Here is a 23,708-nt window from a genome sequence, read left to right as displayed (position 1 = left end):
ACCGCACGATCGGGATCCGCGAGAAGCGGGTGGGCTCTTTCCGCCCTTTGTCGCGAGGGTTCAATGCAGGGCATCGTGAGGGTCGGCAACCGGAGACAGGTCGTCGACCGCGTAACCAAGGGATTGGTCCACGCTGACGACCCCGTCGACCGACCGGCACAGTCGTTCGACAACCGGAATGGTCGACCGCTCCTCGACCCGGCCGCTCAACGAGACGACCCCTTCGCTTACAGTCACCGCAACGCCTCCCGGGGTCATCCTGAGGGTCCGGCCCAGTACGTCGTCGACGATCTCGTCGCGGATGGCGTCATCGTTGCGGAGCATGGGGCGCAGCAGGTCGGTGCGGCTGACGATGCCCACCAGGGTTCCGGTCTCGTCGACCACCGGCAGGCGCTTGACGCCTCGCTCGTGCAGGAAGCGGGCCGTCTCGACGATGCCCCACTCCGGCCGGGCGGTCAGGACGGGAGTGGACATCAGATCGCCGGCGGTCCGGGCGCCCATCGAGACACGGTCTATGGACGACGTGGCGTGCATGGGGTCGCGTCCTTCGGTGTCGGGCAGCCCGGCCTGCCTGCGGAGCAGGTCGGCTTCGGAGACGATGCCGATCGGGTGGCGACGGGTGTCCACGATGGGCAGGGCCGAGACCCCGTTGTCGTTGAGGCTCCGGGCGACCGTTTTGAGTGACGCTTCGGGGCTCGCCGTGGCCACGTTCCGGGTCATGACGTCTGCGACAGTGCGGTGAGACATGGTCCGATCTCCTTGTGAATGGGGCCGTCAGCCGTGAGCGATGAACGCGACGGGCGCAGCGGCGTGGTGCAGGACCGCATGAGCCACGGACCCCAGATGCACGCCCAGAGGTGAGCGGCGCAGGCGGCGACCCACGACGATCAGGTCCGCGCTTGCCGCGGCCCGGACGAGCTGCTCGGGTGCGGGCCCCTCGAACGCCTCGTGGGTGACGCTCACGGACGGGAACTTGTGCCGCCACGGCATCAGCATCTCGTCGAGCATCACGGTGATGGTCCGGCCGATCTCCCGCTCGTTCTCCGGGTCGAAGAAGGGCGCGTACTGGTACATGGACGGCATCTTCCAGCCGTGGATCGCACGCAGGGCGCAGCCGCGACGGTCGGCCTCCTCGAAGGCGAAGGCCAGTACCTTGTCCGCTGCCTCGTGGATATCGACGCCCAGGACGATTTGCCCGTAGCGGGCGGGCTGGGCCGCCTCGGGCGCGTCCGACACGCGGACGAGCACCACCGGCGTCTCGGTGGCCACGAGTGTCGACAAACTCACCGAGCCGATGAGGAATCCCACCAGCCCTCCCACACCGCGGGAGCCGAGTACGAGCAGCCCGGCGTCGGCCGCCTCCGCGGCCAGGGCTGCCGCCGGCCTGCCGGAAAGGCATCTGGTCGAGACCTCCAGCCCGGGATGCCGACGTCGCACGTCCTCCGCCGCATCGGTGAGCGCCTCGTCGGCCCAACGGTCGGCCGCTTCGCGGCCCGGCGCCGGTACCGAGGGGCTGATCAGCCAGTCGACAGCGTGGACGAGCCTCAGCGGCACTTCCCGCAGGACCGCTTCCCGGGCGCCCCAACGGGCCGCGGCCCGGCTCTCGGGAGAGCCGTCGACGCCGACGGTCACATGGTGCTTCATGGCGAGACCTCCTTGGGTGCCGCAGGACCGTGGCCCTCTTCCAGCGTCACCTGCGGCGCGGCGACCGAGGAGGGGCCGAGTGGCCCCATGTGGGACCGAACAGCCCCCGCTACTCCACGGAGGAGCGTGAGGCGACGTAGTCGGCGCAGCCGTCCAGGGTGTTCAACGCCGGATAGTCGGTCTCGGGCAGGGCGAGACCGGTACGCTCGCTCAGCGCCTCGATGAAGTTGAGGAAGTCGAGCGAGTCCATCTCCAGGTGGTCCCGGAAGTTCTCGTCCTGCGAGAGAACCGCCGCGTCGGCGCCGGGAACCACGTCTGTCAGCACGTTCTTGATCAGTACGAGGGCCTCGTCACGGTTCACAGTTCCTCCGGTCGTTGGAGCAGGCGGTCGATGGACGTCAGGAATCGCGCCCCGGTCGCACCGTCGCTCGCACGGTGGTCGGCGGAGAGCGTGGCCGTGACGGTCGGGTGCACCGTGAGCATCCCGTTCACGGCTACCGGCTGCTCGATGACACGCCCCAGACCGACGAGTGCGACCTGCGGCGGGTAGATCACCCCGAAGACCGTCTCCACCCCCTGATCACCGAGGTTGGTCACGGTCAGCGTCGGGTCGGCGGTCTCCGAGGCCCGCAGTCGGCCGCCACGCGCCCGCGAGACCAGTCCCTTCAGCGTCGCCATGAGCTCTGGCAGCGGCATCGTGTCGGCGTCGGTCAGCGCCGGCGCGACCAGGCCGCCACCGCGCAGGGACACCGCGACACCGAGTCGCACGGTGTGCGAGGGGACGAACGCTTCGTCCTTCCAGTAACCGTTCAGTTCCGGTACTTGGCGTGCAGCCAGGGCAACCGATTTGAGCAGCAGGGCCGCTGGTACGAGCCGTTCCGCCACGGGCCTGTCGGCATTCCGGTCGCGCATCCATGCCATCGCGGCGGCCAGATCGATCTTCGTCGACAAGTAGTAGTGGGGGATCTCGCGGTTGGCACGGCTCATCAGAGCCGCGATCGCCGCACGCGCCGGATACGCGGGCTCGGCCGTCGCCGAAGACGGGCGCGCCTGTGCGTGGCTTTCGACCGTACGGGCCGGAGGGCCCGCCGTGGCGGCCCGTACGTCGTCGGCCCGGATCGTGCCGCCCTGTCCGGTTCCCCGCAGGGCGCTCAGGTCGATGCCCGACGACTGGGCCATCCTGCGGGCGAGCGGCGAGGCCTTCACCCGATGTGGCCCGTCGGCTGGCGCGTGCTCCACGTCGGAACGGGTGATCCGACCGCCCTTGCCGGAACCGTGCACGGACGACAGGTCGATGCCCTTCCGCTCGGCCAAGTGCCTCACCAGGGGAGTGGACACGGTGTCCCCGCCCCCGGTTGTGGTGCGGCCCGGAACGGCTTGCAGTTCGGAGGCCGGGGCCGTCGGCTGCTTCGCAGAAGGAGTGGCAGGGGCAGGGACGGCGGCCGGAGGCTCAGTTTCCGTGTTGATGACGGCCATCCGTGTGCCGACCGGCACGGTGGTCCCTGGGTCGACGAGGAGTGCACCGACCGTTCCCGAGTCGAAGCATTCGACTTCGATCGTCGACTTCGCCGTCTCCACGACGGCGACGACATCGCCCTTCGTGACGGTGTCACCGGGTCCTACCAGCCATTCCACGAGGGTGCCCTCGTCCATGTCCGCGCCGAGGGAGGGCATGGTGAAGTCGGCCATGTCAGCTCACCGCCCGACGAACGGCGTCCACGATGGTCGCGGGCTGGGGAAGCGCCGCTTCTTCGAGCTGCCGGGCATAGGGAATGGGGACCTCCGCGCTGCATACGCGCTGAACGGGGGCATCGAGCTCGTAGAACGCCTGCTCGGTGATGCGGGACGAGATTTCCGCGGCCAGGCTGCCGCTGCGCCATGCCTCGTCGACGATCACGGCCCGGTGGGTTCGGCCGACGGACGCCATGACGGTGGCGTCGTCGAGGGGGCGCAGGGTGCGTAGGTCCACGACCTCTGCGCTGATGCCCTCCCCGGCAAGGGTTTCCGCTGCGGCCATGGCCTTCGGCAGGGAGCCGCCGTACGTGATCACCGAGACGTCCGTACCCGGCCGGCGTACGGCCGCCGTGTCGAGATCGACGGCATCAACGGTGGCGTCCAGCGAGCCCTCCGCGTTGTAGAGACTGCCGTGTTCGAAGAGCAGCACCGGATCGGGGTCCGCGAGGGCGGCTGCGAGCATGTGGCGCGCGTCGTCGACCGTCGCGGGTGCCAGCACCCTGATGCCGGGGATGTGGGCGTACCAGCCTTCGAGGCTGTGGGAGTGCTGGGCGCCGAGCTGTCGGCCTGCCCCGGTGGTCATGCGGATCACGACGGGGACGCTCAGCTGCCCGCCCGACATGTGGAGCAGTGTGGCCGCGTTGTTGAGGATCTGGTCCAGGGCCAGGAGACTGAAATTGACGGTCATGATCTCGACCACGGGCCGCATCCCGCCGAGTGCGGCGCCGATGCCCGCGCCGACGAATCCGGATTCGGACAAAGGCGTGTCGCGGATACGGTCAGGTCCGAACTCTTCGAGCAGGCCCAGGCTGACGCCGAAGCATCCGCCGTACCGGCCCACGTCCTCGCCCATGAGGAAGACCCGTTCGTCCTGCAGCAGGGCTTCGCGTAGCCCCTCACGGAGCGCCTCCCGATAGGTAGTCGGCCGGGAAGTCCCGGTCGGTGCCTTCCGTGTGCTCATGCCGCGCCCCCGGTTTCGCTCGTGACGAAGCGGAGCAGGTCCGAGACCGGTTCGAGCGGGGCCTTCTCGGCCCGCTGTACGGACTGGTCGATCTCGGCGAGTACTTCCTTGTCGAGTTCTTCCATCACCCGGTCGTCGAGCTGCCCTTCGGAACGCATCAGTTCGGCCAGTCCTTTGAGGGGGTCGCGTCCCTTCCATTCCTCGATCTCGGACTTGGCCCGGTACCGGTCAGGGTCGTACATGGAGTGGGCGCGGAACCGGTAGGTCTGTGCCTCGAGGAAGTGCGGTCCGTTGCCTGCGCGCACGGACTCCGCCGCCCTGAGTGCGGCCGCTTCGACGGCGAGGACGTCCATGCCGTCGACCGTCCACGCGGGCATTCCGTAGGAGGCGGCACGCATGGCGAGGTTGGTCTGGGCGTGCTCCCGGGCCAGGCTCGTGCCCATGGCGTACAAGTTGTTCTCGCAGACCAGCAGTAGGGGTAGCCGCCACAGGGCCGCGAGGTTGGCCGTCTCGTGGAACTCGCCTTCGGCGAAAGCTCCGTCCCCGAAGAAACAGCAGGTGACGCGGGTGCTGCCGCGCATCCGGTCGGCGAGTGCGAGTCCGGCAGCCAGGGGCAGGCCGCCGGCCACGATCGCGTTGCCCCCGTAGAAGCGGTGCGTGGCGTCGAACAGGTGCATCGAGCCGCCGCGTCCGCGGCTGCAGCCGGTGGCCCTGCCGTACATCTCGGCCATCACGGCGTCGGCGGAAACTCCGCGAGCCAGGGCATGCCCGTGTTCGCGGTAGGTGGAGACCACCGCGTCCTCCTCGCGCAGTGCCTGGTTGACGCCCACGGCGACGGCTTCCTCACCGATGTAGAGGTGGACGAACCCACGGATCTTCGCGCCGCTGTAGAGCTCCACGCACCTTTCCTCGAACCGTCTGATGGCAAGCATCCGGCGGAGCAGGGACAGGTGGTGCCCGGGTGCGGGATGCCCGTCGGGAGTGCCGCGGGCGGCAGTGGCGGGTCCCTTCCTGTGCCCGCTCCTGCGTGCTGCGCTCCGGGCCTTTCCTTCGGGCTGCGGGGTGGTGCTCATGGTTCCGCCTTCTCTCACGAGCGGGTCATCCGGGGGTCTCCAGCGTGGACAGATCACCTTCGGGCAATCCCAGTTCCCGGGCGCGCAGCAGGCGGCGCATCACCTTGCCGCTGCGCGTCTTGGGGAGGTTCTGCTCGAACTCGATCTCTCTGGGCGCCACCGCGGGGCCCAGCCGCCTGCGTGCGAACGCCAAAAGTTCTCGCTTGAGGGACGCGTCGGGGGAGAGCCCGGGACGGAGGGAGACGTATGCCTTGACGACAGCTCCCACGACCGGGTCCGGGCGGCCGATCACACCGGCCTCCGCGACCGCGGGATGCTCCATCAGCGCGCTCTCCACCTCGAACGGTCCGATGAGGTGTCCTGCCGACTTGATGACGTCGTCGGCGCGGCCGACGAACCAGAACCACCCGTCCTCGTCGCGTTTCGCAAGATCGCCCGTGAGGTACCAGCCGTCTGCGAAGCAGGCCCGGTAACGGGCCTCCTCGTTCAGATAGCCCCGGAACATGGAGGGCCAGCCCGGACGCAGCGCCAGCTCTCCCTCGACGCCCGCCCCGGTGATGACCCGAACGCGGCCTCCCGCGACCTCGGCGCGTCCGTCCTCGCCGCGTTCGAGCAACGCGGCCTCCACACCGGGCAGAGGCCGTCCCATGGAGCCGGGCCGGATGTCGCTGGCCGCGAAGTTGGCGATCATGATCGCCCCGGTCTCCGTCTGCCACCAGTTGTCGTGGATCGGCAGGCCGAGTACCTCCTGCCCCCACAGGACGGCTTCCGGGTTGAGCGGTTCACCCACGCTTGCGATGAAGCGCAGAGCCGACAGGTCGTACGGCCCGGGCAGATCTCGGGTGCCGTCCCTGGGGGTTGCACGCATGAGCATGCGGATGGCGGTCGGTGCCGTGTACCAGACGGTGACCCGATGGTTGTCGAGGATGCGGTACCAGCGGTGGACGTCGAAGTCCCCTTCGTCGACCACGACGGTCGCGCCGTGCGTGAGCGGGGCGATGATCCCGTACGAGGTACCGGTCACCCATCCCGGGTCCGCCGTACACCAGTACACGTCCTCCCGGCGCAGATCGAGCGCGAAGGCCGCCGTTGCGTGGTGGGCCACAACCGCTTCGTGCACGTGGACCGCGCCCTTCGGGGTACCGGTCGTACCGCTGGTGAAGTGCAGCAGCGCTATGTCCTCCGGATCGGTGGCCGGCACCGTGTACTCCTCCGGAGCCTCGTCCATGAGTGCGGCGAAGGAGAGCGTGCCAGGCGGCGGATCGGTAACCGGACCCACGAGCAGGACATGGTCCAGATGAGGCAAGCGGTGCCTGTTCTCCTCGACCTTGCGCCGGTACAGCGCCTCGGTGGTGACAAGGACCCGGGCATCGCCCAGCTCCAGCCGCTGGCGCACGGGCTCGGGGCCGAAGGCCGAGAAGAGCGGGCACAGCACGCGTGCGCTGCGCAGCGTGCCCAAGACGGTCGTGTACAGCTCGGGGCAGCGGCCCAAGAGGGTGAAAACCCTCTCTTGTCGGTCCACGCCCAGGGAGGTGAGGACGTTGGCGAAGCGACCGGTGAGGCCTCCGAGCTCGGCGTAGGTGAGGCGGGTGACGGTGTCGTCGGGTGCGATGCAGCGGAGTGCTTCCCGCCCGCCCCGGCCTGCCGCCAGGTGCCGGTCGACGGCCTCGTAGCCGATGTTCAGCCCGCCTCCAGGCAGCCCGGACAGCAAGGACCTGGCCGTTTCCCAGTTGAAGTCCGCGCGGGCCCGCTCGTAGTCCTGGAGCATGAAGACGACACCGGGGCCGGGCTGCTTGCGGATGATCGAGTAATCCATGGCCGGGTCCTTCTCCTTGCCTTGGAACCATCAAGGAGACAGCGTCACGTCGGGTGACGGCCGTAAACGCAGCGAGCGGGCGTCGGCGATTCCCCCGGATGGGCGACACGGGACGTCGCCGTTACAGGGACATCCCGTAGGCGGTGCGGTGCGGTGGGGTGGGTAGGGAGCCATCGTGGGTGGCCGCCAGGCGGGAGGCGACTGCGACCACACCGTCCAGCTGGCTGGTGAGGTGGATCAGGACCGGAATCTGGCTCTGTTTCTCCAGCCGGCCCTCCAGTGTCACGATGCCGTCGACCACGTGGACGGTGACCGCATCGGCGCTCAGCCCCATCGTGTCCACGAGTATGTCCGCGACTACGCGGTGACGTATCTCCGAGTCCGGTCGCAGGAAGAGCCAGAGCAGGTCACGGCGGGTGACGATGCCGACGAGTCGGTCCTCGTCGTCCACGACCGGCAGTCGCTCGACGCCGCGGCGGGCCATCAGTCGGGCGGCTCCTGCCGCGGTCTCGTCCGCGTGAACCGTCACCGCCGGTGCGGACATGGCCTCACCAGCGGTGAAGGTCACCTCGGACGGGAATGGGGCCCCGCCCCGGCCGGTATCGGGCTCCTCGCCCACCGGTGCGTGATCGGCGGCTGCGAGGCCGATCAGGTCGCTCTCGGAGACGATGCCGAGCACCCGGTCCTCGTCGTCGAGGACCGGCAGTCCGCTGATGTCGTGCTGAGCGAGCAGCTTCGCGACATCCTTGAAAGGGGTGGACGTCATGACCGAGACGACCTCGTCGGTCATCAGGTCTCCGACCTTGATGTGCTTCATGAGGCACCTCCTGCCGTCACGGCGATCCACCCGGACGGGAACGCCGGAGGACGCCTAAAACCACGATCCGCCCCATGCCAAGAGACGAGGAGGGCCGAATGGTCCGGAGCCGGGCCCGATCGGACCTGTGCCGCACCTGCGGCGCGGGATTGCATGAACCAGGACCACCGGTCCCTGCCAGGTACTGAAGGGCCGTCCTGACCGAGAAGTCAGAAGAGCCGACCTGAGACCCCGACCCCTGGCGGCTCCCTGAGGAGGAACCATGGAAGGCACCACGAGCAGCTCGGAACTCGGCACCGTCGTCGTCGGTGTCGACGGCTCCGAACCGGCCCGGTGGGCAGCGTTCTGGGCGGCGGAGGAGGCCGCACGCCGGGAGTGCCCGCTGCGCATCGTGCACGGGTCCGACACGGACGGCCGGGTCCTCTACGTCTCGGCGAAGAGCATCGAGCATGTCCGCCAGGCAGGCCGGGAACTACTGGATGCCACGGTGGCCGCAGTCACGGAGCGGTTTCCCGGCCTGCAAGTCAACGCCGAGTTCAGCCGCAGGGCACCGGTCCCGAGCCTCCACCAGGCCGCGGGCCCCGACGGCACCATCGTGGTCGGCAGCCGGGGGCTGGGCGGTTTCAGCTCCCTCATGCTCGGATCGGTCGGCCTCAAGGTCGCAGCGGGGGCGAAGACGCCCGTCATCATCGTCAGGGGCACCGAGAACGGCGCTGGGACGGGCGCGGTGCTCGCCGCCGTCCGTGACGAGCACGACCTCGATTGCGCACGGTACGCCGCACGCGAGGCACAGATCCGCGAGGGCTCACTGCGGCTGCTGCACGTGTGGAACATCCTGCAGTCCGTCGGCGAGGTCGTGACCCTGCTCGACGACGTGGAGGAAATCGCCAACGAGCAGGTCCATCACCTGAACGCGGTGGCGGACCGGGTGCGCCAGGAGTTTCCGGACCTGGCCGTGCAGGGTGACGCGGAGAAGAGCACGTCAGTGGCTTCTGTCCTGGTCGAGGCTTCGCGCCGGGCGGACCTGCTGGTGATGGGCGGCCGAAGGGCACCCAGCTACCTCGGGCCCACCCTCGGACGGGTCACGCACAGCCTCGTCCATCATGCCCACTGCCCCGTAGAGCTCATTCCGCGCCACACGGACGAGAACGGGAGCGAATCGTGAGCGACGCGGGCGAACACGAGGAGATCGTCGTGGGCATCGACCCGGCCAGGGACTGGCGTCTTCCCCTGGCCTGGGCGGTGGACGAGGCCGGGCGACGCCGGCTACGGCTGCGACTCGTCGTAGCCGTACCTCCTCAACACGACACGCAACACGTCGACGACACACCGCGTAGCATCGCCTTGCATCAGGTGGTCTCAGACGCCCTCGGCGAGGCTGCCGCCTGGAGCAGGGAGCGACACCCGGAGGTCGAATCGGTCGTGGATCTCGTCGAGGGGTTCCCCGCCCCGGAGATCGGTCGCCTGTCGAGGCGGGCCCGCATGATCGTGCTCGGCTCCCGTCACCTGAGCCGGACTTCGGAGTTCCTCAGCGCCGGTTCCCTGGTTGTTCCCGTCAGCGCCCAGGCGCAGTGTCCGGTCATTGTCGTGGGCGACGCCGAGCACGTCACGCAACAGCCGCCCTACCTGGTGGTGGGCATTGACGGGAGCGATTCCTCGAAGGCGGCCCTCGCGCTGGCATTCGAAGAGGCCGACCTCAGGGGGGCCAGGCTGCGTGCCGTGTCGGTGTGGGAGCCCCCGCTCTTCCTGCACCACGACGAGGAGGCCGCGCTCCAAGGGCAACGACGCATGCTGTCCGAGACGACGGCAGGCTGGTCGCAGGAGTACCCGGACGTCGTGTTGACGCACGAGGTGCTGTCCGGGCACCCGGTGGAGGAGCTCGCCGGTGCCGCCGAGCACGCCCTCGCCGTGGTCGTGGGCCGTCGTGGCAAGGGAGGTTACACGGGCATGCGACTCGGATCGGTTGTCCACGGGCTGCTGCACCGGGCGCACTGCCCGGTGATCACGGTCCCCGTGCGGTGAGGACTGCGTGACGACGCCCGCCGTCGGGTGCACCGAGCATCGGAGCGGTACGACGAAGCCGAACCGGAACCCGAGATCGGACAGCGCTGAGCCTTCAGGCGGTACTCACCGAGGGACGGTCTGCGTGACGCGCCACAGCCGCCGGGGGAGGCCGCCTTCCTCGACGGCGGCGACCTCGACCAGAGTCCAGCTTCCGGCGAGGGCGTCGACCAGGTCGCGGGAGAAGAAGTGGACGGCGAAGCCGCCGTGTTCCCAGATGTCGTCTCCGTGCCCGGCACCGGCCTGGTAGTGGGCGTCCCCAGTGTGGCGGACGGTGTAGACGAACACTCCGCCCGGCCGCAGTACCCGTCGCACCTCGGCGACCAGGGCGTGGATCTCCTGGGTGGACAGTGCCATGCAGAGCAGCATGTGGGCGAACACGGCATCCACCGAGGCGTCCGCGAGCGGCAGAGGATCGCGGACGTCGTGGACCGCTGTGGTGACCCGCTCCGTGACGTCCTGGGCCGCGGCGGCTTCACGCAGCTGTTCCAGACCCACTGGGCTGAAGTCGGTGGCCAACACGGAGAATCCCTGGCGGGCAAAGTACAGCGCGTCACGGCCATGGCCGGCACCCAGCTCCAGCACCTTCCGGGCGCCGGCGGCCCCGAAGACGGCAGCGGCGTGGATCGCCGGATCGGATGGCTCCTCCCCGTACATGCCGGGATGCCGGCCGTAGGTCTGCTGCCAGTGCGCACGCTGAACGTCGCCCAGCCCCTGCTCCCGCTCCGACATGCTGACGCCCTCCTCACCAAGGTCGGCGTCGCCTCAATCGGCCCGCGAGGCCACCCTAGAGGGACACCATGTCGTCACCGCGCCCACCTGCTGTGCCACGGCCGTCATTGCTGTCGGCACTCGGCTTCCGGCACAACTTCTGTGGTGAAGAGCCGACTCTTGCGGTGGCGCCCGGGGCGGGAAGGCGTGCCCATTGGGCGCCTTCGTTCGGGTCCTCCCGTCTGGAGGCGGACACGGCCCTGAGCATAGGACTAACGGCCCTGGTTGCGACCCCGACCAGCCCATGCCCGGACGACATGGGCCGACGGACAGTGAGGACATGGGGGACATGCCCTGCGGGCCGTGTCCCAGACCGTCGCAACAGGAGCGTGAGCCATGTTCTGGTACGACCACGGAATGGGCGGATGGGGCTGGGTCGCCATGACGTTCAGCATGGTCCTCCTCGTGGCCCTGGCCGTCGCGGGAGTCGCACTGCTCCTCCGCAGTGTCGACCGCTTCCCCTCGGGCCCAGTGCGGCCCCCGGCTGCGCCTTCCGCCAAGCAGGTGCTCGCCGAACGGTTCGCCCGAGGCGAGATCGACGAAGAAGAGTACGAACAACGTCTGACCGCACTGCGCGCGCACGGGCCAGGGCACGGTCGGCCGGGTCCGGGAGAGACCTGAACCCTCCCTCGGGGACGGTGCAGGCTGCGACAGGCGGCGTGCGGTTATCGCGATCCTCTATACGGAGGGCGGGCGGAGGCAGGCCGCAGATGAAGGGTCGCGATATCGAGTCTGTAGGCGGGGAGTTGGCCCACTGGCCCCAGGAAGGGCCCACCGGCCCCTCCTGGAGGCCGACCGACCGGCCAGACAGACTGAGAACAGAGAAGGCAGCGCATTCCATGGATCCGGCGGTTGCGTTCGCGCGGCACGACGCGTGTCCGCGCGGACACGATCAGCACCCCCGAGAGGAGGGGGCGACGAAGGGGTTGGTGGCAGGGATGGGTTCGTACGTGTACGACTTCAACGAGGGCGGCCGGGGCATGGCCGCGCTCCTCGGAAGTAAGGGCGCGAATCTCGCGGAGATGACGTGCCTGGGATTGCCGGTTCCGCCAGGCTTCACCATCACCACCGATGCCTGCCGTGCCTTCCTGGCCACCGGTGAGCCGCCGGAGGGCTTGGAAGGCGAGGTCAGCGAGCACTTGGCGGCGGTGGAGCAGGCTGCCGGCAAGAGGCTGGGGCAGGTGGACAACCCGCTTCTACTGTCGGTCAGGGCGGGTGCCGGGCACTTCATGCCGGGCACGACGGAGACCATCCTGGACATCGGCCTGAATGACCTGTCCGTGCTGGGACTGGCCAGGGTGCCCGACCGGGACAGGTTCGGCTGGGATTCCTACCGACGTCTTGTGCAGATGTTCGGCAGTACGGCCATGGGTGTCGAAAGTTCACTGTTCGAAGACGTGCTCCGGCGAATTGAGCTGCAGCACCAGGTCGCGGACGACTCAAGGCTGGACACCTGCGACCTCATACGGGTTGTCGAAACGTTCAAGGACCTCATTCTCGAACGCACGGGGCGGGCGTTTCCGCAGGACCCGGTCGAACAGCTGTGGCAGGCGGTCCTCACCACATTCCGTTCCGGGACGGCGGTCACCGTCCAGAGCATGGTCTTCGGTAACTTCGGAGCTGACTCCGGCAGCGGCGTCGTGTTCAGCCGCGATCCGTCCGCCGGGAGTCCCGGGCTGTACGGCAAGTACCTGCCGAACGCTCAGGGCGAGGAAGTCGTCTCGGGCGTCCGCGACAGCTTGCCGCTTCAGGAGCTGGCCACGCTGGACCCGGCCTCGTTCGATCGCCTGTCCACGTACGTGGAGCAGCTGGAAGAGCACTACCGCGATGTGTGCGACATCGAGTTCACGATCGAACACGGCACCCTGTGGCTGCTCGAAACCCATGTGGGCCGGCGCGCGAAATAGCCGCACCGTCGCCTCACTCCTACCTGGCGACGGACCGTCGGCGGCGAGGCCCCGGCCGACGATGCCTGTCCGCCCGCCTTGTGAGCGGGGCGGCTACGGTGCGAGCTCGATGCCGATGTCCGGCGATCGCTGGAGCGTGTTGTGGACGGTGCAGTGCGAGGCGACGGCGAGAAGGCCCGCGCGCCGCTCTTCGGGCAGCTGCGGCGGCGGCACGATCACCATGCGCACCGCGGCCACCCGAGCGGGGCGGTCGGTGGCCATGACGAATTCCGCCCGCACGCCCAGCCCGTCGCACGGCATGCCGTGGCGGAGCAGGTAGCGCCCCGCGTAGAAGGCGACACACGTAGCCAGGGACGCTGCGAACAGCTCGGTCGGTGTGGGCGCGGTGTCCGCCCCGCCCGCGTCCGTGGGCTGGTCGACACGGAGGCGGTGCCCGCGCACGTCGACCACGTAGACGTCACCTTCGACGTGGGTGACATCGAGCCGGTGAGCCTCTCCGGGCAGCGGCTTACCAGTCCCTTCCGGTGCAGTGTCGGTCATGGCGGTACCTCCGGTTCCGGTCGGTTGCTGCCACTGTGGGCGATCCGTCGGCTGTGGGCGTGGGCAGGAAGCCTCGATCATCGTTTCCTGCACACCCGGGCGGTGGCGCGCGTGGTTTTTGGCGCGTCCGCGCGTGATAATGGGAGTCACTCCGGATCGCAATGAACCCGAGTGGCCCATCGCGTCGAGTTCCTCGTGGGGCAGACCCTGCAGGCTCGCTCGTCGACCGCCTGAGGCGCAAGCCAAGCAGAGCACGGGGATCACGAGGCGCTCTCCCCGTAGCGCCTGCGCCACTTCTTGGCCTCAGCTGGACTGTCCGAGGGCGTACCGGTACCGGACATGGGCCGAGTGGCTCGGGCGCCGGGATCCGCGTGTCACCCACGAGACGTACGCGCACGTGATGCCGGTGGCTGAGGGCCTTTATGGATCTTCATCTTGGCTGTGGATCGCTGGCCTTTCCCTGTCGGCGTCGTTGGGGATGGGCCTGCAGGTGGCGGATCTCTCGAGGATCGCCATGTCCTGGAACTGGATCGGACGGTCACACGATGATATCGCGAAGGCCCGGGAAGACTGGATGAACGGGACTCGATTCGGCGAGGTCAAGGGCTACGACGGCCCTCCGATTCCGGCCCCCGAGCTCCCGTCGGCGCATCTGAAAGCCAGGGGAAGGGTGCGTTGACCTGCTCATTTGTGCGGACCGGGGCTAGATGCGCCACTCGGGACCGATCCTCCGCTTTCGGCTTCGGGATGAAGGCTGCCGGACGTGGGCTGCCGGCCTCCAGTGTCGGTCGCCGAGCCTCACGTGTTGCAGGCTGTAGTCAACTTCGGTCGGACGATTGCTGACCTTTTGCTGACTTTACTGACGAGTAGTTAGATTCGGTCTCGGGTTGCGTCGGGTCGCCCTGCCTGCAAAGGGCAGTGGCGGCAGCAGCTGCGCGGCCGTCTCCTTCGACGTCGTCGGTGGATCCGCCCGAGACGTCCGATCCATCGCTGAAGTACGCGCGTGTGTACGTGGCCTGTCTTGTGAACAGGTGACAAGAGCCTCGCGTGTCCGGTTCTCCCCGGCAGGCGGTCACGGCGTGCCGTGTGAGCACGGGAGGCCTACGGCTCTGGGGTAACCGGATGTCCCAAGGGAGTGCCCTCGTTGCGGAATCGGGTGACCGCGTCCATGCGGTCGGAGAACCCGACCGGTGTGTGGTGGTCCGTCAGGAGGTCGAGATGGTCGCCGGGCCACGCCCGGGATGCCCGGGATCGCAGCGGCCCGTGCGCTGTTGAGGCGGCGCGAACCGGACGCTGAGCCGATCGCGGGATGCCGAGCCCGCCCGAAAGGCGCTCAAGCCGGGTGCACGAGTTCGAGCCGACAGCGCACGTCGACGACGCCCTCCACGGCCTGGGCGAGGCGTGCTGCCACCGGGATCAGGCCGGTGTCCCGTACCTGTCCGGTCAGGGTGACAACACCTTGGGAGACCGTGACCTGGACATGGTTGTGGGAGACGGGGAAGAGGGGGTGCACCACGTCGCGCCTGATCTCCTCGGTGAGTGCGTCGTCAGAGCGCAGGAAGACCTTGAGGAGGTCGGCGCGGCTGACGATGCCCTTCAGGTTGCCGTCCGCGTCGACGACCGGGAGCCCGCTTCACGTGGCGTTCGGCCATGAGGCGGGCCGCCTGGGGGAGCGTGGCGTCAGGATGGATGGTGATGGCCGGGGTGGTCATCAGCTCTTCGGCCCTGAGTGAGCCCGCCTTTGCGGTGTCGCCGAGGTGGCGCGTCTGTTCGATCATGCCGGGACGGTGGTCGTGGAACTCCTCCTTCGGGAGGAGGTCGGCCTCGGAGACGACGCCGACGACGTGGCCTTCGCCTTCGACCACGGGGGCGGCGCTCACCTTCCACCGTTCCATGGCGGTGGCGATCTCCTTGAATCCGGCGTCGGGGCTGAAGGCGATGACCTTCTTGGTCATGACGTCGTTGACGGTGTACGGAGTTGAGGTCATGGCAGCGTCCTCGTCGCGGGCGGGCGGGCGGGGAAGTCGGGAAGGCGGAGGCGCGGCTCTCGGCGACCCCTTCCCCAGCGGACTCCACACCGTGTTCATGCCGTGCCTCCAGCCCTTTCCCCCTCAGGTTGACTGCTGCGGTACGGGCTTCGGGAGGGCCTGGCGGTACACATCCCGAGGGCCGACCGGTCCCGGTCACCGCACGAGGACGCCCTCTCCCGAGCGGGGTACGACAGCCGTCCAGCCCAGTTCGCGGTCGATGCGGTCGCGCAGGGTTTCCGCCGCCGACTCCTCCCCGTGGACGAGGTAGGTGGTGTGCGGGGCGGGGGCGTTGCGCAGCCAGTCGATGATCTGGCCGGCGTCGGCGTGGGCGGAGAAGTGCGGTACGTCGGCGACTTCGGCGCGGACGGGCACGTACTCGCCGAACATTTTGAGGGTCCGGGCGCCGTCGACGAGGTTGCGGGCGCGGGTGCCGGCGGCGGCGAACCCGACGATGACGACCGCGTTGCGGGGGTCGGGCAGGATCCGGTGCAAGTGGTGCAGGACCCGCCCGCCGGTTGCCATGCCGGCCGAGGAGACGATGACCGCGGGGCCGGTGCTGTTGTTGATGTCGATGGATTCCTGGACGCTGCGGGCGGCCAGGAAGGGGTCCGGGCTGATGGCGGCCTCGCCCTGGGCGAGGGCCTCGGGCCGCAGCTCGGGGGAATGGCTGCGCAGGGCTTCGCGGTAGACGTCGAGGGCGGCGAGTGCCATGGGGCTGTCGACGTAGACGGGGACGTGTCGGGGGAGCGTGCCGTCGCGCCGCAAGCCGGCGAGCTCGTGCAGGACGACCTCGGTTCGGTCGATGGCGAAGGCGGGGATGACGACGGTGCCACCGCGCGAGAGCGCTCGGGAGATGACGGCGCCGAACTCCCGCTGAGCCGTTGCGCTGTCGTGGCTGCGGTCGCCGTAGGTGGATTCCATGAGAAGGACGTCGGCGCCGGAGAACGGTTCCGGCGGCAGCAGGAGGGGGGGCCGGGGCGGCCGAGGTCTCCGCTGACCGCGAGGGTGTGGCCGTCCTCCAGGGTGAGGTGGGCCCATGTGGAGCCGAGGATGTGGCCGCCGTGGTGAGCCTCAGCAGGGTGCCGCCCATGATCTCGACCTCGGCTCCCGTCTCCACAGGGTCGAAGAACTTCACGGTCTGGTCGACGTCGTTGTCGTCGTAGAGGGGCTTGGCGGGCTGGTGCTTGGACCAGCCGTGGTCGTTGGCGTGCTGGGCCGCTTCCATCTGGAGCCGGGCGCTGTCGCGGAGGACGATCTCGGCGAGACGGGCCGTGTGGGCGCTGGTCAGGATCGGGCCGCGGAAGCCGTGCCGGACCAGGCGGGGAAGGTAGCCGCAGTGGTCGAGGTGCGCGTGGGTGACGACGACCGCGTGGATGTCCTTGGCGTCGCAGGCGAGCTTCTGCCAATTGCGCCGTCGCAGGTCCGCGAAACCCTGGAAGAGCCCGCAGTCGACGAGGACCCTGGCGTGGTCGCTTTCGACCAGGAACTTGCTGCCGGTGACCGTCCGCACACCACCCAGAAACCGGAGCAGGGCAGGGCGTGGGGTCGGGGCGGCAGGGGTGCTCAGGGCCGACTCCGTCATGACCAGCCCTCCTTCGGGTCAGGGTCCGGCCGTGGCCTTCACCATCCACTTTGGACCCCGCCGCCGGGAGGGGCCCGGCAGGCCTCCGGCTGAGGGCCGTCCGGCCCATACGTGCGGCCTGCCGGTGACGTTCCGCCGTGTCGCGTGGCGGTGTGCGTGGGGTTCGGAGACTGTGGATGTACCGGCGTCGGAAGGTGAACGCGATGGACAGGCAGGATGGGGCTCCAAAGATCGTGGTGGGAGTCGACGGTTCGCCGTCCTCCCGGGCCGCGCTTCGTTGGGCGGTCCGGTACGCAGGCCTCGTGGGCGGGAAGGTGGAGGCCGTCGCGGCGTGGGACGTGCCCGGTGCCGCTTCGTGGTCGGCCCCCGCGGTGGACACCGTGTTCGACGAGGAGGAGGCCGAGCGAGGCCTGGTCGAGGAGGTCCGTACGGTCCTCGGCGAGGAGGGCGGGTCACTGGTGCACCAGCGCCTGGTGCGAGGCAATGCGACCGAGGTCCTGGTGGATGCAGCCGAGGGCGCCGACATGCTGGTCGTGGGCAGCCGGGGCCGGGGCGGCTTCCGCAGGGCCCTGCTCGGTTCCGTGAGTGTTCAGGTGGCGCTCCATGCCTCCTGCCCGGTGACGATCATCCGGCCTGACGTACCCGTCGAATGATCTCCGGGCGGACGTGCCGAGTGCGGGTTGTTTCGCGCACGCCTGTCGGGACCTCGGCCGGGTTGCCGACGCCCTTCACCGGAAGACCGGGCCGGCGGGGCGAACGGTCTCGGTGACGCCGGCGGAGCACCGGTCGGGGTGAGCCCCGGCGGCTTCGCCCATCCCGCACGGCCCTCGGCATGGGCCCGACCGGCCCCGATGCGGGGCCGTCCGGCCCGTGCACGCTGCCGCCCAAGAAGTCAGGCTGGAGGTACCGACACCTGACGAGACAGGAAGGGAAGGGCGGCATCATGAAGGCACTCGTCTTCCACGGGCCCGGACAGACCTCCTGGCAGGACGTTCCGGACCCGAGCATCAAGGACGCCGCCGATGCGGTGGTCCGCGTCGACGCGGTCACCATTTGCGGTACCGACCTGCACATCATCAAGGGCGACGTACCCGAGGTGACCCCGGGCCGGATCCTGGGTCACGAAGCGGTGGGCACCGTCGTCGAGACCGGTGGCGACGTCCGCAGCGTCCGCCCCGGCGACCGGGTGCTGATCTCCTGCATCTCCTCCTGCGGCCGCTGTCGGTTCTGCCGGGAAGGCCACTACGGCCAGTGCCGCGGAGGCGGCGGCTGGGTCCTGGGCCACACCATCGACGGCACGCAGGCCGAGTACGTCCGCGTCCCCTTCGCAGACCTCTCCGTCCACCCGCTGTCCAGCGCCGTCGACAGCTATGACGCCGTGCTGCTCGCCGACATCTTCCCCACCTCCTACGAGGTGGGCGTCCTGAACGGCAAGGTGCAGCCCGGCGACACGGTGGTCGTGGTCGGTGTCGGCCCCATCGGCCTGGCCGCCATCGCCACCGCCCGGCTCTACAGCCCCGGCCGGATCATTGCCGTCGACCTCGCCGACTCCCGGCTGGCCGCCGCCCGCGAACTGGGCGCGGACGCGACGGCACGTGCGGACGAGCAGCCCGAGCGGCTGGTGGAGGACCTGACCGACGGGCTCGGCGCCGACGTCGTCATGGAGGCGGTCGGCGTGCCGGAAGCCTTCGAGATGTGCACGCGGATGGTCCGCCCCGGTGGCCACGTCGCCAACATCGGCGTCCACGGCAAGCCGGCGACCCTCCACCTCGAAGACCTGTGGATCAAGGACGTCACCCTCACCACCGGCCTCGTCGACACCTACTCGACACCGATGCTGCTGAAGATGATGGCCGCCGGCCGTCTCCCCGCGGCCTCGCTGATCACTCATCGCTTCGAGCTCGGGCAGATGGAGGAGGCGTACGACGTCTTCTCCCGGGCAGCCGAGACCGGAGCCCTGAAGGTGGCGCTGGGCGGCCCCCAGCACAACACCCTGACCGCGCAGACCCCGGGGAAGTGACCGTCATGCCCAGCACGGCACCGAAGCCCGCACAGGAAGTCGGACACACCGACCTGGGCCGGCGCATCGCCGCCCGGCGCGCACAGCTCGGTCTCACCCGCGAGCAGGTGGGCGATCGCTGCGGGGCGGACGCCTCGTACATCGCCTACCTGGAGGAGAGGGCCGCCAACCCCGGCAGCGGTTCGCTGGTACGGCTCGCCGACGCGCTGGGGACGACCGTCGCCGAACTGACCGGCGCCACCACCGATCAACCGCCGGGCCGCGGGAGTGCCTGGCTGGACTCCGAACTCGTGGAGCTCGGCGAGGCGGAGTGCCGTCGGCTGCTCTCGACCCATGGCATCGGCCGCGTCGCACTCTTCACCGCCGAAGGACCCGCCATCTTCCCGGTCAACTACGTCGTCGCCGGGGACGACATCGCCTTCCGGACCTCCGGCGAGGCGCTGCTCGCCGGCGCCGCCGGCACCGAGGTGGCCTTCGAAGTCGACCACATCGACGACGCGATGAAGCAGGGCTGGAGCGTGATGGCCGTCGGCGAAGTCGCCGGGGTCACCGACGGCGACGCCCTGCAACGCCTGGACGCCCTCGCACGTTCCCTGCCCTGGGCGGGCGGCCACCGTACGCACTGGATGTCGATCAACCCCGTCCGGGTCACCGGCCGGCGCGTGGCCCGTCGGTGAGGCCGATCCGGGCCGTCGTCTTCGACACCGACGGCGTCCTGCTCGATTCCGCGGTGCTCCACGCGGCCGCTTGGAAGACCGCCTTCGACGACTGCCTGGAGGTCTGGGCCGCGGACGGCGCGACGCAGCAGCCCTTCGACGCCGATCGTGAATACCGGGATCTGGTCGACGGAAAATCCCGTGTCGACGGGGCCCGCGCCTTCCTGGGCGCCCGGGGGATCGATCTGCCGCCGGGCGAGCGCGGGGACACGCCTGGCTGCGGCACAGTCCGGGCGGTCGCCGCGCTGAAGGAGCAGATCTTCACTCAGAACCTCCGCTCCCGTGCGGTGGAGGCGTTCTCCGATGTCCACCCGGCCCTCAACGAACTGAAGGCCCAAGGCGTGCGGTACGCGGCGGTGTCCTCGTCCCGGCACGCCGCCGCGCTGCTGAAGTCCGCAGCCCTCGCGAGCCTCTTCGACGCTCTGGTGGACGGCGAGGACGCGGCACGACTCGGCCTGGCCGGCAAGCCCGATCCCGCGCTCTTCCTCGAAGCGGCCGCCCGTCTGGGCAGCGTCCCCGAGGACACGGCGGTCGTGGAGGACGCGATCGCCGGGGTGGAGGCCGGCAGCCGGGGGAGTTTCGGCCTGGTTGTCGGCATCGACAGGTCGCCCGATGCGCACAGGGCCGACGCTCTGCGCGTAGGAGGCGCGAACCTCGTGCTGGCCGACCTGGCTGCTCTGCCCGCCGTACTTCGCGGGCAGGCGCCATGACGAACTCCTGGGCCTGGGAGTTCGGCAGGTACGACCCCAAGACGGAACGGGTCGTCGAGAGCCTGTGCACCCTCGGCAACGGACGGTTCGCCACGCGGGGATCGGCACCGGAGACTGAGGCCGACACCGTCCACTCCCCGGGGACTTACGTCGCTGGCTGCTACGACCGTCTCGTCTCGACCGTGGCAGGCGCACAGGTCACCAACGAGGACATGGTCCGGCTCCCCGACTGGACGGCATTGCGCTACCGCTGTCTGCCGGAGGGCGGATCGCCGGGCGACTGGCTGACACCCGACGACGCCACCCTGCGCCATTGCAAGGTCTCCCTCGACCTGCGTCGGGGCACCCTCACGCGCCGCATGCTCTTCCAGGACCCGCACGGCCGCCGACTGGGTGTCACGCACACCCGGCTCGTCCACATGGGCGACCCGTACCTGGCCGCGCAGCGCACCGTGTTCCACGCCTACGGCTGGACCGGCACAGTCGAAGTCGAGTCCGTCCTCGACGGAGACATCACGAATACCGGTGTCGAGCGCTACCGCGATCTCGACGGCCGCCATCTCACTGGCCACCACGTCGGTGTCGAGCCGGAAGGCGTCGCATGGCTGGGCTGTACGACGACCTCGTCGCGGATCCGGATAGGACTTGCCGTACGTGTCTCGTCGCGGCCCCCCAGCCCCGTGGCCGTGTCCTGCACCGCCACGTCCGCCGTCCAGACACTCGTCCTCCGGATCTCCCGAGGCAGGCCCGCCGTGGTGCTGAAGACCGCTGCCCTGCGGACGTCGCTCGACCGGCCCGCGACAGAGCCACTGCAGGGTGCCGTCGACCACGCCTCTCGCGCACCGCGCTTTCCCGCACTGCTCGCCACCCACCAGGCCGCCTGGGAACGACTTTGGTCCGATGGGGAACTGGAGGTCCCCGGTGAAACAGGGCGGATCCTGCGCCTGCACACCTTCCACCTCCTCCAAACGCTCTCCCCGTTCACCGCCGACCTCGACGTGGGGGTCCCGGCCCGGGGCCTGCACGGAGAGGCCTACCGCGGGCACGTCTTCTGGGACGAGGTCTGCGTCCTGCCCTACGTCACCCTGCACTTCCCGGAAGTCGCGCGCTCCTGCCTGATGTACCGGTACCGCCGACTGTCACCGGCCCGCGACGCCGCGCGCCGCACCGGTTTCGCCGGGGCCATGTTCCCTTGGCAGAGCGGCAGTTCCGGAGCTGAGGAAACGCAGACGCTGCACCTCAATCCGCGCTCCGGCAGATGGCTGCCCGACCACTCGCATCTGCAGCGCCATGTCGGATCGGCCATCGCGTGGAACGTCTGGCGCTACGGTCAGACCACCGGCGACACCGGGTTCATGCAGGGACCCGGTGCCGAACTGCTGCTGAGCATCGCCCACTACTGGGCCAGTGCAGCCGCGTACGACCCCGCACGAGGGCGATACAGGATCCGGGGCGTCCTCGGACCCGACGAATACCACGACGCCTACCCCGACTCCAGCACGCCCGGGATCGACGACAACGCCTACACCAATGTCACCGCCGCGTGGGTGCTGGCCCGCGCCCTGGAGCTGTACGCCGGACTGCCGTCAGCCCGTCGCAGGGAACTGGCCGCGGAGCTGGGCCTCGACAACGGTGACCTCGACCGGTGGAAGGAGATCTCAGACCGGTTGTACGTGCCCTTCCACCGCGGGATCGTCAGCCAGTTCGAAGGCTACGGCGACCTGGCCGAACTCGACTGGGACGCCTACCGCTCCCGATATCACGACATCCGCCGCCTCGACCGCATCCTCGAAGCCGAGGGCGACACGGTCAACCGGTACCAGGCGTCCAAACAGGCCGACACCCTCATGCTCGGCTACCTCTTCCGACCCGCCGAGCTCTACGAGATCTTCGCCCGGCTCGGCTACGCCCTCGACGACGACACCTGGCGAGCGACCGTCTCGTACCACCTCGCACGCACCAGTCACGGCTCGACGCTCAGCAGCCTGGTCCACGGCTGGGTCCTCGCCCGTCTGAGCGGCCAGGACGCCTGGCCGCTCTGCCAGGAGGCGCTGCTGGGCGATGTCACCGACATTCAGGGCGGCACGACTGGCGAGGGCATCCACCTCGGTGCCATGGGCGGCACCCTCGACCTCGTGGAGCGCGTCGTCGTGGGGCTGGAGGCCTGCTCGGACGGACTCCGCGTGGATCCCGTTCCGCTGAGCGAGGTACCCCGCTCGACCTTCACTTTCTGTTACCGCGGGCATCGGGGCATCCGCGCCCGGTTCCTGCCGGGCCGATTCGGGATCAGCGTCCCCGCGTCGCGGTTCGGGCCCGTGTGCCTCGTATTGCCGGGCGGCCGGAGAGCGAGCGTGGCCCCGGGGCAACAGCGCTGGTTCCGTCTGCATACGGCCTGAGGAGGCATCCGTCCTTCGTCGGTCAGCAACTGGCCCACTTCCCGCATCACGGCAGGAGCCCGGTCCGCGCGGCCGCTGCGTGTCGACGAGGGCCGAACGGTCCCCGCACGGCCCCATGCGACCCATGTGAACGGCTTCCTTCCGGAGGAGCGTGAAGGCAGACACCCGAAGGGTGCCCGCAGGAGGTCGGAAGGGCCGGCGCACGATGCCAGGTGCCCGGATCGAGCGGAGGCGCAGCGCCTTCCGCGCGGAGCAGACTGAGAGGAAGAGAAGGACCACTCGGAGCTCTGCGGCGGATGCGTCCGGCCGGAGCGGCCAGTGATGAGTGGGAACGGAGAGTCGTCATGACGCAGAAGAGAGTGCTCGTGGCCTACGGCAGCAAGCACGGAGCGACGGCCGGCATCGCCTCACAGATCGGCCGGACCCTCCGGGAGGACGGTCTCGATGCCACTGTGCTTCCCGCCGACGACGTGAAGGACGTGCGGGGGTACGACGCCGTGGTGCTGGGCGGTGCCCTCTACGCCGGTCACTGGAGCGGCAAGGCCAAGCGTTGCGCGGAACGCAACGCCGACTACCTCAAGCACCGGCCGGTCTGGCTGTTCAGCAGTGGCCCGGTCGACAGCAGCGCGGAGCAGCACGAGATCCCGCCCGTGCCCGCCGTGGCCCGGGAGATGGAGCGCATCGGGGCGCGTGAGCACCGGACCTTCGGCGGCAGCATCACCTCGGGCACGCCGGGCTTGATCGCCCGGGCCATGGTCCGGGCGGGCAAGGGCGGCGACTTCCGCAATCCGGAGCAGATCCAGAGCTGGGCCCATCACATCAGTGCCGAACTCGCCGCTGCCCACTGAGCGGATCGGCACCGTTACAGCGCGGAGGTGTGGCATGTTCCACCGAAGCTCGTCCGGTCCAGGGCACAGGCGTCATGCTCAG

At 69.5% G+C, this 23,708-nt stretch carries 20 protein-coding genes and 4 pseudogenes; 11 read left to right on the top strand and 13 right to left on the bottom strand.

Going from position 1 to position 23,708, the window contains the following annotated elements:
* Positions 1–60: 60 nt before the first annotated feature.
* From ACIQK6_RS06570 to ACIQK6_RS06535, 8 genes are all read right to left on the bottom strand, one after another.
* The gene (locus ACIQK6_RS06570) at positions 61–747 is read right to left on the bottom strand and encodes a CBS domain-containing protein (RefSeq protein WP_329096253.1); all 687 of its coding nucleotides are present in this window, start codon (positions 745–747) and stop codon (positions 61–63) included.
* 27 nt (positions 748–774) lie between these two features.
* Positions 775–1,644, bottom strand: a complete 870-nt coding sequence (locus tag ACIQK6_RS06565; RefSeq protein WP_402694435.1) for a universal stress protein — start codon at positions 1,642–1,644, stop codon at positions 775–777.
* 109 nt (positions 1,645–1,753) lie between these two features.
* Complete coding sequence (locus ACIQK6_RS06560) at positions 1,754–2,005, bottom strand: acyl carrier protein (RefSeq protein ID WP_326746980.1); 252 nt, start codon at positions 2,003–2,005, stop codon at positions 1,754–1,756.
* A complete protein-coding gene (locus ACIQK6_RS06555; RefSeq protein WP_329096248.1) occupies positions 2,002–3,333 on the bottom strand; it encodes a dihydrolipoamide acetyltransferase family protein in 1,332 nt (443 codons plus the stop codon). The genes ACIQK6_RS06560 and ACIQK6_RS06555 overlap by 4 nt, the downstream gene beginning before the upstream one ends.
* 1 nt (position 3,334) lies before the next feature.
* Positions 3,335–4,339, bottom strand: a complete 1,005-nt coding sequence (locus ACIQK6_RS06550; protein WP_329096246.1) for an alpha-ketoacid dehydrogenase subunit beta — start codon at positions 4,337–4,339, stop codon at positions 3,335–3,337.
* Positions 4,336–5,238, bottom strand: a complete 903-nt coding sequence (gene pdhA / locus ACIQK6_RS06545) for a pyruvate dehydrogenase (acetyl-transferring) E1 component subunit alpha (RefSeq protein ID WP_314245525.1) — start codon at positions 5,236–5,238, stop codon at positions 4,336–4,338. Before pdhA ends, ACIQK6_RS06550 begins: the two co-directional genes overlap by 4 nt.
* 199 nt (positions 5,239–5,437) lie before the next feature.
* The gene (gene acsA / locus ACIQK6_RS06540) at positions 5,438–7,228 is read right to left on the bottom strand and encodes an acetate--CoA ligase (protein WP_329096244.1); all 1,791 of its coding nucleotides are present in this window, start codon (positions 7,226–7,228) and stop codon (positions 5,438–5,440) included.
* 121 nt (positions 7,229–7,349) lie between these two features.
* Positions 7,350–8,045, bottom strand: a complete 696-nt coding sequence (locus tag ACIQK6_RS06535; protein ID WP_329096243.1) for a CBS domain-containing protein — start codon at positions 8,043–8,045, stop codon at positions 7,350–7,352.
* A 262-nt stretch (positions 8,046–8,307) separates the two neighbouring features.
* Here ACIQK6_RS06535 and ACIQK6_RS06530 point away from each other — a divergent pair, with 262 nt between their 5' ends.
* Together ACIQK6_RS06530 and ACIQK6_RS06525 are read left to right on the top strand one after the other, a co-directional pair.
* Positions 8,308–9,210, top strand: coding sequence for a universal stress protein (locus ACIQK6_RS06530; RefSeq protein ID WP_329096242.1), 903 nt, complete (start codon positions 8,308–8,310; stop codon positions 9,208–9,210).
* A complete protein-coding gene (locus tag ACIQK6_RS06525) occupies positions 9,207–10,067 on the top strand; it encodes a universal stress protein (RefSeq protein WP_329096241.1) in 861 nt (286 codons plus the stop codon). Before ACIQK6_RS06530 ends, ACIQK6_RS06525 begins: the two co-directional genes overlap by 4 nt.
* Positions 10,068–10,172: 105 nt before the next feature.
* Here the strand turns inward: ACIQK6_RS06525 and ACIQK6_RS06520 are convergent, their stop codons facing one another.
* Positions 10,173–10,838 (bottom strand): class I SAM-dependent methyltransferase, encoded by a 666-nt coding sequence (locus tag ACIQK6_RS06520; RefSeq protein WP_326746972.1) that lies wholly within the window; start codon positions 10,836–10,838, stop codon positions 10,173–10,175.
* A 375-nt stretch (positions 10,839–11,213) separates the two neighbouring features.
* Between ACIQK6_RS06520 and ACIQK6_RS06515 the strand changes: the two genes are divergently transcribed.
* Both ACIQK6_RS06515 and ACIQK6_RS06510 read left to right on the top strand, forming a co-directional pair.
* Positions 11,214–11,498: an SHOCT domain-containing protein gene (locus tag ACIQK6_RS06515; protein ID WP_329096238.1), complete on the top strand. Its 285-nt coding sequence runs from the start codon at positions 11,214–11,216 to the stop codon at positions 11,496–11,498.
* Positions 11,499–11,815: 317 nt separating this feature from the next.
* A pseudogene (locus ACIQK6_RS06510) lies at positions 11,816–12,775 on the top strand (PEP/pyruvate-binding domain-containing protein); the annotation flags it as partial.
* Positions 12,776–12,877: 102 nt separating this feature from the next.
* Here ACIQK6_RS06510 and ACIQK6_RS06505 read toward each other — a convergent pair.
* Positions 12,878–13,324: an OsmC family protein gene (locus tag ACIQK6_RS06505; RefSeq protein ID WP_329096236.1), complete on the bottom strand. Its 447-nt coding sequence runs from the start codon at positions 13,322–13,324 to the stop codon at positions 12,878–12,880.
* 514 nt (positions 13,325–13,838) lie between these two features.
* Between ACIQK6_RS06505 and ACIQK6_RS06500 the strand changes: the two are divergent.
* Positions 13,839–14,003: pseudogene (locus ACIQK6_RS06500) on the top strand (pirin family protein); the annotation flags it as partial.
* Between the two features lie 654 nt (positions 14,004–14,657).
* Here the strand turns inward: ACIQK6_RS06500 and ACIQK6_RS06495 are convergent.
* The 3 genes and pseudogenes from ACIQK6_RS06495 to ACIQK6_RS06485 form a co-directional block, all read right to left on the bottom strand.
* A pseudogene (locus tag ACIQK6_RS06495) lies at positions 14,658–15,312 on the bottom strand (CBS domain-containing protein).
* 195 nt (positions 15,313–15,507) lie between these two features.
* The gene (locus ACIQK6_RS06490) at positions 15,508–16,275 is read right to left on the bottom strand and encodes an MBL fold metallo-hydrolase RNA specificity domain-containing protein (RefSeq protein ID WP_402694434.1); all 768 of its coding nucleotides are present in this window, start codon (positions 16,273–16,275) and stop codon (positions 15,508–15,510) included.
* Between the two features lie 397 nt (positions 16,276–16,672).
* Positions 16,673–16,936 (bottom strand): annotated as a pseudogene (locus tag ACIQK6_RS06485) (MBL fold metallo-hydrolase); the annotation flags it as partial.
* A gap of 203 nt (positions 16,937–17,139) precedes the next feature.
* Between ACIQK6_RS06485 and ACIQK6_RS06480 the strand changes: the two are divergent.
* The 6 genes from ACIQK6_RS06480 to ACIQK6_RS06455 all read left to right on the top strand — a co-directional run bounded on the left by ACIQK6_RS06480 (position 17,140) and on the right by ACIQK6_RS06455 (position 23,626).
* Positions 17,140–17,589: a universal stress protein gene (locus ACIQK6_RS06480; protein WP_329096232.1), complete on the top strand. Its 450-nt coding sequence runs from the start codon at positions 17,140–17,142 to the stop codon at positions 17,587–17,589.
* 290 nt (positions 17,590–17,879) lie between these two features.
* Entirely contained in the window at positions 17,880–18,956 is a 1,077-nt protein-coding gene (locus ACIQK6_RS06475; protein WP_402694433.1) for a zinc-dependent alcohol dehydrogenase family protein, read from the top strand.
* 5 nt (positions 18,957–18,961) lie between these two features.
* Positions 18,962–19,633, top strand: coding sequence for a helix-turn-helix domain-containing protein (locus tag ACIQK6_RS06470; RefSeq protein ID WP_402694432.1), 672 nt, complete (start codon positions 18,962–18,964; stop codon positions 19,631–19,633).
* On the top strand, positions 19,630–20,382 hold the full coding sequence (locus ACIQK6_RS06465) for an HAD-IA family hydrolase (protein WP_329096227.1): 753 nt from the start codon (positions 19,630–19,632) through the stop codon (positions 20,380–20,382). Before ACIQK6_RS06470 ends, ACIQK6_RS06465 begins: the two co-directional genes overlap by 4 nt.
* Positions 20,379–22,778, top strand: coding sequence for a glycoside hydrolase family 65 protein (locus ACIQK6_RS06460; RefSeq protein ID WP_329096226.1), 2,400 nt, complete (start codon positions 20,379–20,381; stop codon positions 22,776–22,778). The genes ACIQK6_RS06465 and ACIQK6_RS06460 overlap by 4 nt, the downstream gene beginning before the upstream one ends.
* Positions 22,779–23,122: 344 nt before the next feature.
* Positions 23,123–23,626, top strand: a complete 504-nt coding sequence (locus ACIQK6_RS06455) for a flavodoxin domain-containing protein (protein WP_329096224.1) — start codon at positions 23,123–23,125, stop codon at positions 23,624–23,626.
* Positions 23,627–23,708: the final 82 nt, after the last annotated feature.

Source organism: Streptomyces sp. NPDC091682 (assembly GCF_044756625.1).
Classification (GTDB): domain Bacteria; phylum Actinomycetota; class Actinomycetes; order Streptomycetales; family Streptomycetaceae; genus Streptomyces.
Note: the sequence above shows the minus strand (reverse complement) of the source record. Positions and strands in the feature narration are given on the sequence as shown.